Below are 12,356 nucleotides of genomic sequence, written 5' to 3' on the forward strand. Positions count from 1 at the left end.
TAGAGCGCGGCGTTCTCACAGGTAAGTGTCAAATTGACACCTACAGCGCGGCGTTCTCACAGGTAAGTGTCAAATTGACACCTAGAGGGCGGCGTTCTCACAGGTAAGTATCAAATTGACACCTAGAGGGCGGCGTCCTCACAGGTAAGTGTCAAAATGACACCTACAGCGCGGCGTCCTCACAGGTAAGTGTCAAATTGACACCTAGAGCGTGGCGTCCTCGCGGATAAGTGTCAAATTGACACCTAGAGGGCGGCGCCCTCACAGGTAAGTGTCAAATTGACACCTACAGCGCGGCGTTCTCACAGGTAAGTGTCAAATTGACACCTACAGCGCGGCGTTCTCACAGGTAAGTGTCAAATTGACACCTAGAGGGCGGCGTTCTCACAGGTAAGTGTCAAATTGACACCTAGAGCGCGGTGTCCTCACAGGTAAGTGTCAAATTGACACCTAGATGGCGGCGTCCTCACAGGTAAGTGTCAAATTGACACCTAGAGCGCGGCGTCCTCGCAGGTAAGTGTCAAAATGACACCTACAGCGCGGCGTCCTCGCAGGTAAGTGTCAAATTGACACCTAGAGCGCGGCGTCCTCGCGGATAAGTGTCAAATTGACACCTAGAGCGTGGCGTCCTCGCGGATAAGTGTCAAATTGACACCTAGAGGGCGGCGCCCTCACAGGTAAGTGTCAAATTGACACCTATCTTCCCGGGTTGGCGGTCATTAGCGACATTTTCGACACTCAGCGCGACCTGGTGCGCTTGAATTTGGTCGATCAGCGACGCCTGCGTCGCTGACCTTTCATCTTTGACCCCACGGAAGCCGCGTCAACGGTAAAAATGTCGCTAACGGCGGTGAAAATCCGATTTAACGACATTTTTTCCACTCGCGGGGCATCAGCACTCCGACAGCCGCATCGACCCACAGGACGATTGGTTTGCCGCGACGTCAGCGGCGGCATACAGAATCCCTACTGAATCCCTACTGAATCCCTACTGAATCCCTACTGAATCCCTACTGAATCCCTACTGAATCCCTACTGAATCCCTACTGAATCCCTACTGAATCCCTACTGAATCCCCCACTGCGCGAGCAGACTGGCCGGCACAGCGTAGGCGATGTGGCTGCCATTCACGCTCTCACTCTCCATGACGCCGACAGCTTGTCCATACCGGTTGAATAGGGGACTGCCGCTGTTGCCTTTGACACTCCGGGCGTTCGTCGCGATGAGATTGCTCAACGTCACGTTGCTAAGGCCGTCCCCAGACACGTTGACCGTGCTGTGCACATCGTTCACCGTGCCGGTCGTGAACGCTAGCGGCCGGTTCGCCGGATATCCCATGACGGCAACGTTATTGCCCTTCTGTGGCAGTGCGTCACACAGCGGCACCGGTGGCACGTTCGGCGGCGTTGCTCCGACAATCTGGAGTACCGCCAAATCATGTGCTTTGTCCACATGCACAATCCGAGCGTGGTACTTTTTCGTGCCGTTTGCGTAGAAGACGTCAATCGCCCAGTTCCAGCGGTCGATAATGTGGTAGTTTGTCACGATGTAGCCGCCCTGGACGACAAAACCCGACCCCACCGTGCCACTCCCAAATACGCCCCAGATGGTGTCGTACGTGAGGACCTTCACGACGCTCCGAGCGTACTTCTGGCGAATGTTGCTCCACCTGTCGTACGTCTGAAAGCTGACACACCGACTCGGCGAAGCTACACCAGCTTGGTTCGAACCGGCAACCCAATAGTAATACACCGTGTTCGGCTGCAGGTTGGTGTCGTCAAAACGGTTACTGGACGTCTGAGCGACGACCTGTGCGTTTGCCAGGTTCGGAGACGTTCCACGGTAGACCAGGTACTGTGTGGCGTGGGAGGACGGGATCCAAGACAGTGTTGCGTCGCTCGAACCGAAAGACGCAACAATGACCGATAGCGGTGAAGCTGCAGGGGTTGTAGGTTTCTTCAGTGACGACCCAGAGGCCAACGCTTGTGATGTATTTCCGGTAGCTGGCACTCCCACCGAAGCAGATGCAGCAAATGTATGGGTTGAGACCAAGCGGTGCGTTAAACTGGGGATCGCGGCACCAATCCCCAGCGAGCACACCGCGGTCGCGATCAGCAAAACGGCAACTGGCGGTCGTTTCATGGCTTCCACTCCCAAACTTTCGAGGCGAAATCCAAGTGTCAATCGCGCGCGAGGCGTGACTGACACCTTCAGATTTTCGGTCTACATCTCCAGTATAGGGTGGATTCCCGTCGAATTCTATCGATAAATCTATGAACTTGTCGATCATCTCGTGACAATCACCCAGTGAATCGCTCGCAACTCAATCCGCCGATAGACTTACAAATGCACATGCAGGACGGATAAGTTGTCGTAGAGCATATAGAGAGCTACAACGATGATGATCGCGGAAAAGACGACTTGGAGTACCCGCTTGTTCCTACCAAGGCGCATCGACAACATCGAGCCGCCGACGCCCCCAACAATGCCGCCGACGACATAGAGCAGGAAGACCCACCAATCGACAAGGCCTGACAGGGAATAAGATACAGCTGTTGTCAGACCAAACGCACCAACTGAAAAAAGCGAACTGCCAATCGCCTCAATCATCGCCATCCCTGTCGAAAACATGAGGCCCGGCACAATCAAGAAACCTCCACCGATACCAAAGAAGCCTGAAACCATTCCAGTGGCCGCGCCCGTTCCAATCACGCGACCCATTTTGATATCCCCACGGTTGTCTTCAGACGAACCCGTCTGTTTCGTCCGCAACATCCGAATCGCAATGACCAACATCAGGATAGCGAACAGAAACAACAGAGCTTTGCCATCAACCCTTTTCCCGATGAACGAGCCGACAACGGCTCCAATCGCACCCGGAATCGCGAACGAAATGGCTGCCTTCCAACGCACGTGCCCTGCCCGCCAGTGCGGCACCAAGTTGATAAACGCGTTCACGGCCACTGCGAGTGCGGTCGTTCCAATCACGACGTGTGCGTCATGAATCCTTACCAAATACAACAAGAGCGGAACCGCAAGAATCGATCCTCCGCCGCCAATGAGTCCAAGCGTAAAACCGACCAGCCCTCCGGACACCAAGGCTAGCACTGTCTGCAAGGCGGTCAGGTGTATAACCGGCAAAACGATCTCTCCTTTAAGCCCAAATGTCTGACGGCTATTCCACCTTGCCAGACCAACTCAGCATGCCACCACTCATATTCTTGACATTCTCAAAGCCTTGACCGACCAGGAACTCGCACGCGCGACCACTACGTCCCCCACTGCGACACACCATGATGGTCTCGACGTTGCGTGAAACTTCATGTAGACGGTTCGGGATCTGTCCAAGCGGAATGTTCTTCGCCCCTGGGATTTTCCCGGAAGCAACTTCCCCCGGTTCCCGGACGTCGATGATTTGCAACTTCTCACCTTTCTCCAGACGAGACTGCACATCACGCGGAGAGATGGCTTGAATCTTCATGACGCTCACCTCCTGTTAGCCTTCCTAGAATGTCCCCTACAGCCCTCAAAATGCAGAGTCGCTGCACTGCAGTTCATGCAGTCTCCCCACGGCAAATATACCCAACGGGGTATAGTCTATAGTCCGTTCAAACCATTGTCAACACCATATACCCTTCCAGGTATTTGTACATGAAAGTCTGCATAGCTTTGAGAGGGGACGAGCACTGAGCCAAATGCTTCGGATCGGAGGTCTATACATGCAGCCAGCAACGTTTGTGACACTGCTTGGCATTGGTCTTGTCGGTTCGTTTATCTCCGGCATGGTAGGCATCGGCGGTTCAATCGTGAAGTACCCGTTGTTGCTGTACATTCCACCGTTACTAGGTGTGGCGGAGTTCACCGCTCACGAAGTTTCCGGCATCAGTGCCGTGCAGGTGCTGTTCGCGTCCGCTGCGGGGGTTTACGCGTACCGCCGCGGCAACTTTTTACATCCGAGACTCATCGCATACATGGGCGCCGCCATCATCGTCGGCAGTTTTGTTGGTGCCATATCGGCCAAGTCGTTCTCAGAGTCTTCGATTAACCTCGTTTACGGCGTCCTTGCCACGATTGCGGCAGTGATGATGCTCATTCCAAAATCTGCAGAAGGCGACCGCGCCATCAGCGAGATTGGCTTTAACGGTCCGCTCGCAGCACTGTTAGCTGGGGCGGTCGGGTTTTTCTCGGGGATTGTCGGCGCCGCTGGCGCATTCTTGCTCGTGCCCATCATGTTAGTTGTGTTGCGGATTCCGACAAGGGTAACGGTCGCATCATCACTGGCAATTACCCTGCTCTCGTCTATCGGAACGACCGCCGGAAAGTTTTGGACAGGTGATGTCTTGCTCGGCCCTTCGCTGATCATGATTTGGGCCAGCATTGTCGGCGCCCCCCTCGGCGCTGCTGTGGGGAGGCGCCTCCAAGTCAAATGGCTCCAAGTTCTGCTCGCCAGTTTGATTCTCGCGACGGCGCTGAAGATTTGGCTGGACCTGCTCAAATAGCGCTGGCCTACTTGGCGCTGTGGCCAAGTTAGCGCGCTGGCCAAGTTGTTGTGTTGTCGCAGGCTGCGGAAAGGCGTCGCGGCCTGTCGACGTGATCAGACCAATCGCACTGCCGCAGGCCGCAACGTGGTTTTGTCCCCACCTTCACGACGCATCGTTGCCCCTGTCGAAGCCATATGCCCGCTCGACTTTACAAACTCGAGTCCAGAAGCTCTCGTACCACTGCTCTCGGCCGCGTTTCTGCGCGACATGGTGGCGCCCATTCTCTCTCCACGCCCGAATGGACAATTCAGAGTCCCAATACGACACCGTGATCCCGATGCCGTCCGCCCCCCTTACGCTCTCGATGCCGAGAAAACCTTGTTGCCCCTGCGCGAGTTTTACCATTTCATCTGACATCTCGCCGTCGCCCGGTTCAATCAAGAATCCCATCCTGGCATGAAACGCAACCGACCCTTTGTTCACAGGCGAAGTCACGGCGTGAACCTCTGTGCAGCCACGCGCTTGCACCGTTGCGAAAAATTGTGCGTACAGCGCTTGCCCCAGCGTTACTGCAGCGACGCTTGTTGCTGCGCCGAACGCAGGACTCCTTCAGCGGCTTCCACGTCCGCCTGCAACTGCCAAACGTTCACTTCGTGACCTTCAACGGCGTTCAGAATCGCGGATTGCAGTTTGCCTGCTGTTGCGTCACGCCTTTGGGTCAGAGTCGAGATCTCGTTATTCAGCGTCGTGCCAAGTGAATTCGTGGCGTTCACGGCAGCTTCCGTGGACAGTTGGAGTGTAGCCATGCCGAACGCGCCGACAGGTGCGTTCAGTTGCTTAAACACCGCCTCGGCTCGAAGAAGTTCCGGTGTTTGCCATGCGAGCCGGTTGATACGCGTCAGGCCGCTTAGCGCAGGTACGCCGTCGAACGATGCACCTGTCAGAGAGTAACCAAGCAATGTGTAAATCGTCGGCATCGTGTCCGTGTGATCGAGCCATTGGTAGGAAGTATGGTCGACCATTACGCCGGGTCCGACCATGATGGCCCACGTATGGAGGATGTCCGGACTCAGCGTGCCGTGGTTCCACAAGTAGTTTGAGTTGTTGCTCCAACCTGTGCCCCCACTGTAGCCGTAGTAGACGTCTGGTTTTGCGAACAGCACAAACGATGGGTTGCGGTCAGAGGCTGCTGAGACGCTCATGTGAAGAGCACTCAGTTCCGCCGGGTCAGCCACGTAGTTCCAGCCAGGGACTGCCGGCAGTGAAGCAAGGGTTTTTGGCAGTTGTGACTGGTCTTTAAGGTACACCAAAGCCCCACTGTCGCCATAGACGGAGATGTTGGCAGGATTTTGCGTGTTCAGGGAATTGTTCGCCAGCCAGCCCGTCAAGTTGGTGGTGAGTTCGCCGTTTGGCATGTAGTGGTCGCCCTCGTCCGTCGTGAGCACAAACAAGGTGTTGGACGGGTTGATTCCAGCACCGCTCAGTTTGCCGAAAAAGTTGGCGAGGTCGGTGTTGTACGTTTGCAGGGTAGACTGATAAGTACCAGGTGCCGCCTGTTTCCCGTTCACTTCATGAGCGTCGTGCAGATAGGTAAACGTCACCGGCACGCCGTGCGTCTGCATCTCATAGGTCGCCTGCAAAGACCAGTTCAGGTCCCCCCCGTCGCTCCATCCCGGGAAGCCGCCGAGAGTTTTAGCGGGGTCTGACCACGACGCCGCGTTGTACAGGTACGGCAGGTTCGGCGACCCGAAGACAGCCGAGCCGTTGACTTCGTGCACCGCAACCCCGAGGTAATCCGACGGATTGGTATCCGCGTTGCCTTGCATCATCGCGGGCGTTACTTCTTTTGAGCTCTCGAGTTCCATGTCCGGTGTGCCGACGGCGCCGACAGACCAGCCGTGCTGGTTAAATGCCGTCCAGTTCGGTGTGGTCGTCACATGCGGTTGGCCATCGGGATCACTCGAAGTCCAGTACCTGAAACTGGAGTATTGGAAACCCGACGACGTGTTTTCAAAGAATCCCTGGTCGATCACGCCCGTTTTGCTGGGGTACTTACCGGTCATATCGGATAGCATGCCGTCTTGCGTGTGCGAGACGAGTATGGTGTGGTCGTTGGCAAACAGCGTACCTTGATGCATGAAGCGCACAATGGCCGGCATCTGCGCAATGTCGCTTTGGTGCACATTATCCATGATGATGTACACGACGTGGTGGATGTGACTGCGAGAATCGCTCACGTGGACAGCCCGCGGCTTCATACTGGCAAACACGTCTTTGGGCGCCGCAACGGTCGCACCGACGAGCCCTAGCGTGGATGCCAGAACTACCAATGGAATGACTTGCTTGCGCGACGTAGACCAAAAATTCATTTCCGAATCTCCTCCATGAATCCAAGAATAGAAGAACTAGTACAGTCCACTCTAGTAGGGAATTATGAAGGAAATCCGCAGGAAATCTATAGTTTGCACAAACTCCTGTAAATGTTGAGTAAAGCGCTCTCAGCCGTGTCTCAGCCGTGTCTCGGCCGCGCAAAATGTCTTGCGTCAAGGGAATCTTGCAGCCAAACGTCTAGACCACTCGAATTAGACTCTGCCACAGGTAATAGGTTGCATAGCTACGCCACGGCGCCCACGGTTCAGACAGTTGCCTCACCTCATCCTCCTTCGGTCGATGTTCTAACCCATACAGTTTTTGGATCGCGTTTTGAACGCCAATGTCCGCCGCGGGCATCACGTCCGGTCTACCCATGCCAAAGAGCAGGAAACATTCAACCGTCCACCGACCAACGCCCCGAAGAGGCATTAGCGTGTCGTAAATTTCGGCATCCGACTTGCTCCACAGTTCGTCCAAGCCAATACGGCCGTTGACAACCGCACGGGCGAAGTCGATGACATATTCTGCTTTACGTTGGCTGAAGGAAAGCGCCCGGAGGTCCTCATACGACCAGTCAGCGACCCGTTCTGCAGAAGGGAAGACCGGCAGCGAAGTGCTGTGCCAATCCACCACCTCACCGCCCAAATCGACCAACCGCTCCACCAAAGTCGCGGCGAACTGAACATTCAGCTGCTGCCCGACAATCACCTTGACCATTGACTCGAACAAATCGGCGTCCTGGATAGCCCGGAGGCCGTAGAGTTGTTTAATGAGTCCCCCCCAACCGGCCTGAGTCTCCATCCGCGAATAGAACCCTTGCAGATTCACATTTGTACTAAACATCCGAGCCAAACGCTCGCGAACCTCAGCCCCTTCACTTTCCGTAAGGCCCTCGGGGTATATGAGACGCAGCATTGGCTGGTCAACAGTCCCCTCGTCAACCACTGTGACCGGTACCAACCGTGTGCCGAGCCGGATTACTCGCGTGAAGGAGCCTGCCGTCGCGTCAATCACCGTGACTTTGGAAGGTCGGGACAACGGTCGCCGAAGCATTTGGCGGAAGTCAAAAGGGCTCGTGGGAATCAACTGTTCAGGCATGTACGTCTCCTTTCTGCTTGTGGCTCGTCTCGCCGCTCTGCTCGTCGCGACGGATGCGGCCATGGGTTTTTACGGGCGCGCCTGATCAGGACGCAAGGATGAACGGTAGTCATGTGGACAAATCCCGAACTCCTTGCGAAACGTCGCTGAAAAATGAGACGCACTCTCGTACCCAACACGCAACGCGATAGCGCCAACGCTATCAGCTGTCGTCCGGAGATAGTCTTGTGCGCGCTGCATCCGAATGCGCCGCAGTCCGCCTGCCGGGGAATGCCCCGTGAATCGTTTAAATGTGCGTTGAAGGTGGTACGGGCTCACGTTCAACTCGTCTGCAAGTTCTTGCAACGTTAACGCTTCTTGATATCGAGAAGTGAGAATCTCAAGGACGCGGTTCGCAATTTCCGCATCAGGTGACATCTGCTTTGGATTATCGGGCTTGCACCGTTTGCACGGCCGAAAGCCCGCTCGGAGAGCTTCGTCCAGGCCAGGAAAAACTCGTACATTTTCACGGTTCGGCAAGCGGGATCGACAGGAAGGGAAGCAAACAATGCCCGTTGACACGATGCCAATGTACAGTTGCCCGTCAAAGTTTGTATCACGCCGCTTCATCGTCTCATACAGTTCGTCCGTTACATCCTGCATCCTTCGTCACCACCTCGCTCAGAAGCTGCGTGCGGACACCTTAAAAACCAGTCTACTTGCGATTGGCTGCCATGGGTAGTGAGCGAAAACAAGAGCACAAGAAACCGCTAGGCTTATTTCTGCCTCCCGACTATCGTGATGTTGCTGTCACATTCGCAAATCCTTACTTCGACGTGTGCCAACGCTTATAGTGGAGGTGCAGAATCGGAGCCCGTCAGAGTTGACGCGCTGGAGGGGTAGAAGAAATGGGACAACAAACGGACGTGTACTGGGACACGCTGCAGCATGGAGACTGGACACTCCACTTTGCAGCCACGGATACAGGGCTATGCTGCATCAGCTTGCCAAACGAAACACTCGATACGTTGCGACAGTGGCTGACGAGGCATGTGAGCGGTGCCAATCCGATTCACGACCCGGAGGGATTGCGCCCATACGTGGAACAGGTTGCAGAATACCTCGAGGGTCGTCGTACAGAGTTCTCCCTCCCGCTCGACCTCAGAGGTACACCATTTCAGGTCAGTGTGTGGCGCACTCTGCTGACGATCCCGTTTGGAGACACACGGAGCTACTCACAAATTGCAGAAGGTATTGGGCAGCCCTCCGCTGTCCGGGCCGTGGGAGCCGCAAACGGCGCCAATCCGATACCAATTGTCATCCCTTGTCATCGAGTCATCGGAAAGAGTGGGAAACTCACCGGATACCGCGGCGGTGTTGAGATGAAGGCCGAGTTGCTGGGGCTGGAGGGGCTCATGTCCGCAAGAGACTGGGGCAGTCACTAAACGGTCGCAGAGCGATGGTGGGGAAAGGGGTAGGCTGCTGGTCGCGGGCTATCCGGAAGCTTTTTCCGCTTAACGCACCAACCGGTAATCTGTCCTGGTATTGTACCACCCTATGCCGCTCCTCCGAAATTCCCCACTCCTCATCCCGCATTCCGCCGTCCTGAATAACGAACTCTGATACATAGAGAAGATTCACTCTAATTTGCAGAAACTAGACAGCCATTTCAGAGAACAATGCACTATGTATTATTCTAGCAGCATCTCCTCTTTGGTGCGATCTAAACCAATAAGAGGCCACATTTTGGTACGCGCGGGAACCAAGAACATCAATATCATGCTGCAACAACGCATTCGAGATAACACTTTGAATTGTGTCCCACTCTCTCTGTTCACGAATGTTACCTACAATTGTAATTTTAGAACACGGAGTAACTTGATGAAATTTTGAGTTTATCTTAGTTAAAGAAGCGTTGAGCACATCCTCATTCGAATAACTAGCGATGTATACAGACCCCTGACCTTGGAAGTGTACCTTCTCGACAACAAAACCATCATCACCATCGAAATCCATAAATTTCCGAACGTCACCTGACGTTTCGGAAAAGCTTATTTGTACAAGCTTATCTGTCAATGCGATGCCTTTAATATTAGGGGAACTTTGTGCCTCGTTGTTTTCGGAATGACTCAAAATGGTGGTACCAGGTGCATCTGAAATTGTCTTGCGAATGCGTAGAGGAACTTTTCTCTCCGCTGCCAAATGAACCGCTGAGGGATGTAGCACAGTCGCCCCATTAGACGATAAATCATACATTTCCGAATAAGATAAGTTAGTAACATGGCGAGCTTCCGGAACGATTCGCGGGTCCGCAGTCATGATACCGTTCACGTCTGTAAATATCTCTACGTATACTGCCTTAAGTGCGGCGCCTAAAACGACAGCAGTTATATCACTACCGCCACGACCTAGAGTCGTCACATCACCTAGCTCGCTTGCTCCTTGAAACCCCATCACAACAGGGATGGTTCCCCTACTAACCAATTCCAACATTCTATCTGGATTCACATTCAAAACTTCAGCGTTACCGTAGTTATCATCTGTAACAATCCCCGCCTGCTGACCACTTAATACGGTAGCACGGAGTCCCCTGCTTTCTAAACAGCTAGCGAATTTAACGGCGCTGATTGCCTCCCCGCATGCCAATAAAGTATCACGCTCTCTCCTAGAGACAGCACCGTCATGCACAAGGGCAAGGAGGGTGTCTGTCGAGTAGGGCTCGCCCTTTCTCCCTATTGCAGACACTACGACTACTACAGAGTGACCCTCTGAACGCGCCTCATCAATATGTCTGACAGCCGCGCTTCGTTTTTCATCTGAATCTAAAGAAGTACCACCGAATTTTTGGACAATAAGCCCCATAAAGCAACCATCCTCTCTCTTGTCTACCCCTGACCAACTAATAAAATATTTTCCACCCCAGAGATGCCATTCAGCTTTTCAATGGAGAGTCCAATTTCAAAGTCCATATGGCTGGTATCGAGAGATATCGTAACCGACGCGATTCCCTGTAATGGGAGGGACTGATTAATGGTTAAAATATTGGCGTTATCTCTAGAGAGAGTATCCAGAACCTTCGATAACACGCCGGGGGTGTGTCTCAACATAAGAGAAATGGTTATTATGTAGGCCTGTTCTCTAGAATAAAATGGTTTTACAACATTTTTATACTTATAGAATACACTTCTGGATATGCCAACCATCTTAGATGCGGTAAGAACGCTCATTTCAGGTTGCTGTTTCAATAATTCCATGACTTCAACCGTTTTGCGCATACCGTCTGGAAGATGGGACTGGCGAATCAAGTAGTACGGGTTATCCATTTCATTTTCCACACCAGTGTACTCCTCTGAAGAACAATTGTATTTTCTATGAGGACATATTAGCATGGGTAAGGAATGACTGCAACGTTATACTGACCAAATAGGAATTTGTCGCATACTCAACAGATCGAAAAATAATATTCCTTATCCTGAATATGGATTATGGTATCTGTAACGCATCTCCGGCACGTGGGTGAGGGTTGTCAGTTGAAAACGGCACTAGCTGCTCAGGGGAAGTTCAAACGGCTGATCGTTGTGTCAGCACCACTTTTTTCCACTTTGCTGTAGGAGGTTCAGGTCCGATCCGAAGAATGCAAGTACCCGTTCGACTTGCGGGTCATGGGGTCTGCCGTCATACGCTTCCATCCGCCGCGGTGGCCGTCCGTCATCGCTCGCCATCTGCTCAGGCAAGATGTCCGTGTACGTATCAGCAGCGACAGGAACATCACGTACTCGAACGACTTGACTCTGCTTTCTACATGGACAGGCGGCAGAATACCGTTCGACACAGAATAGGTGCAGGAAAGACGCCTAAATCCATTCTGCGAATCGGTGACATAGCCGCGCACCCGACAGAGATGTTTTAAAAGTTGTTCGTCGCCCCACCGACCTGGTTATGAGTAGGCGGGAATGTAGATTGTGAATTTTCAATACTTACCATGCTTTCACCTAACACCTAAAGCACTGGATCAGCCGTCATATGGCCCGATATCTGATAACAGAATTGGGCGGACTGGAGTCTGAGCTCTTTGAAGTGGAACTGGCTTTCCTGTCGCCTGCTCAATGATATCACGGACAACCTGTTGGCAGACGCGCCCCTGACAGTATCCCATTCCGGTACGAACTCTCTTTTTCACTCCCGGGAAGGCGTCTGCACCTTCGTCTATAGCCTTCAAAATTTCTGACAGACGGACTCCCTCACATCTGCATACAATTAAGTCGTCCATGTGATCTATCCTCCTATACGAACAGATGCTTCGACCACCATCAGGTATCCACGATTTAAGAAATTTTAAAAGACTAGATTTGATCCATACTTTCGATCCATAATTTCGTTTCATACTTTCGTTCCATATTTGGATAAAGATATGGCCCCTAAAGG

The 12,356-nt window shown here is 53.2% G+C and carries 12 protein-coding genes; 2 read left to right on the forward strand and 10 right to left on the reverse strand.

Annotated features, from left to right (window positions below; translation table 11 throughout):
• Positions 1–1,065 precede the first annotated feature (1,065 nt).
• The 3 genes from JC200_RS07625 to JC200_RS07635 all read right to left on the reverse strand — a co-directional run bounded on the left by JC200_RS07625 (position 1,066) and on the right by JC200_RS07635 (position 3,475).
• Positions 1,066–2,142: a S1C family serine protease gene (locus tag JC200_RS07625; RefSeq protein ID WP_274435666.1), complete on the reverse strand. Its 1,077-nt coding sequence runs from the start codon at positions 2,140–2,142 to the stop codon at positions 1,066–1,068.
• 198 nt (positions 2,143–2,340) lie between these two features.
• Complete coding sequence (locus tag JC200_RS07630) at positions 2,341–3,141, reverse strand: sulfite exporter TauE/SafE family protein (protein ID WP_274435667.1); 801 nt, start codon at positions 3,139–3,141, stop codon at positions 2,341–2,343.
• Positions 3,142–3,175: 34 nt separating this feature from the next.
• The gene (locus tag JC200_RS07635) at positions 3,176–3,475 is read right to left on the reverse strand and encodes a rhodanese-like domain-containing protein (protein ID WP_274436491.1); all 300 of its coding nucleotides are present in this window, start codon (positions 3,473–3,475) and stop codon (positions 3,176–3,178) included.
• Between the two features lie 244 nt (positions 3,476–3,719).
• Between JC200_RS07635 and JC200_RS07640 the strand changes: the two genes are divergently transcribed.
• The gene (locus JC200_RS07640; protein WP_274435668.1) at positions 3,720–4,499 is read left to right on the forward strand and encodes a sulfite exporter TauE/SafE family protein; all 780 of its coding nucleotides are present in this window, start codon (positions 3,720–3,722) and stop codon (positions 4,497–4,499) included.
• A 144-nt stretch (positions 4,500–4,643) separates the two neighbouring features.
• Here JC200_RS07640 and JC200_RS07645 read toward each other — a convergent pair whose 3' ends face one another.
• From JC200_RS07645 to JC200_RS07660, 4 genes are all read right to left on the reverse strand, one after another.
• The gene (locus JC200_RS07645) at positions 4,644–4,922 is read right to left on the reverse strand and encodes an antibiotic biosynthesis monooxygenase family protein (RefSeq protein ID WP_274435669.1); all 279 of its coding nucleotides are present in this window, start codon (positions 4,920–4,922) and stop codon (positions 4,644–4,646) included.
• Positions 4,923–5,047: 125 nt separating this feature from the next.
• Entirely contained in the window at positions 5,048–6,850 is a 1,803-nt protein-coding gene (locus tag JC200_RS07650; RefSeq protein WP_274435670.1) for an alkaline phosphatase family protein, read from the reverse strand.
• A 199-nt stretch (positions 6,851–7,049) separates the two neighbouring features.
• Complete coding sequence (locus JC200_RS07655) at positions 7,050–7,952, reverse strand: DNA-3-methyladenine glycosylase family protein (protein ID WP_274435671.1); 903 nt, start codon at positions 7,950–7,952, stop codon at positions 7,050–7,052.
• A 69-nt stretch (positions 7,953–8,021) separates the two neighbouring features.
• A complete protein-coding gene (locus JC200_RS07660; protein WP_274435672.1) occupies positions 8,022–8,594 on the reverse strand; it encodes a bifunctional transcriptional activator/DNA repair enzyme AdaA in 573 nt (190 codons plus the stop codon).
• A gap of 245 nt (positions 8,595–8,839) precedes the next feature.
• Between JC200_RS07660 and JC200_RS07665 the strand changes: the two genes are divergently transcribed.
• Positions 8,840–9,376, forward strand: a complete 537-nt coding sequence (locus tag JC200_RS07665; RefSeq protein WP_274435674.1) for a methylated-DNA--[protein]-cysteine S-methyltransferase — start codon at positions 8,840–8,842, stop codon at positions 9,374–9,376.
• A 211-nt stretch (positions 9,377–9,587) separates the two neighbouring features.
• Here the strand turns inward: JC200_RS07665 and JC200_RS07670 are convergent, their stop codons facing one another.
• The 3 genes from JC200_RS07670 to JC200_RS07680 all read right to left on the reverse strand — a co-directional run bounded on the left by JC200_RS07670 (position 9,588) and on the right by JC200_RS07680 (position 12,201).
• Positions 9,588–10,793, reverse strand: a complete 1,206-nt coding sequence (locus JC200_RS07670) for an aspartate kinase (protein WP_274435675.1) — start codon at positions 10,791–10,793, stop codon at positions 9,588–9,590.
• Positions 10,794–10,816: 23 nt separating this feature from the next.
• Positions 10,817–11,266: an ACT domain-containing protein gene (locus JC200_RS07675; RefSeq protein WP_274435677.1), complete on the reverse strand. Its 450-nt coding sequence runs from the start codon at positions 11,264–11,266 to the stop codon at positions 10,817–10,819.
• A 677-nt stretch (positions 11,267–11,943) separates the two neighbouring features.
• Entirely contained in the window at positions 11,944–12,201 is a 258-nt protein-coding gene (locus JC200_RS07680; protein ID WP_274435678.1) for a (2Fe-2S)-binding protein, read from the reverse strand.
• Positions 12,202–12,356 lie beyond the last annotated feature (155 nt).

This window comes from Alicyclobacillus sp. ALC3 (assembly GCF_028751195.1).
GTDB lineage: Bacteria > Bacillota > Bacilli > Alicyclobacillales > Alicyclobacillaceae > Alicyclobacillus_L.

Coding starts and splice junctions, on each gene's coding strand:
- JC200_RS07650 (WP_274435670.1), bottom strand. CDS start 6,850: ATGAATTTTTGGTCTACGTCGCGCAAGCAAGTCATTCCATTGGTAGTT.
- JC200_RS07625 (WP_274435666.1), bottom strand. CDS start 2,142: ATGAAACGACCGCCAGTTGCCGTTTTGCTGATCGCGACCGCGGTGTGC.
- JC200_RS07655 (WP_274435671.1), bottom strand. CDS start 7,952: ATGCCTGAACAGTTGATTCCCACGAGCCCTTTTGACTTCCGCCAAATG.
- JC200_RS07660 (WP_274435672.1), bottom strand. CDS start 8,594: ATGCAGGATGTAACGGACGAACTGTATGAGACGATGAAGCGGCGTGAT.
- JC200_RS07665 (WP_274435674.1), top strand. CDS start 8,840: ATGGGACAACAAACGGACGTGTACTGGGACACGCTGCAGCATGGAGAC.
- JC200_RS07670 (WP_274435675.1), bottom strand. CDS start 10,793: ATGGGGCTTATTGTCCAAAAATTCGGTGGTACTTCTTTAGATTCAGAT.
- JC200_RS07640 (WP_274435668.1), top strand. CDS start 3,720: ATGCAGCCAGCAACGTTTGTGACACTGCTTGGCATTGGTCTTGTCGGT.
- JC200_RS07680 (WP_274435678.1), bottom strand. CDS start 12,201: ATGGACGACTTAATTGTATGCAGATGTGAGGGAGTCCGTCTGTCAGAA.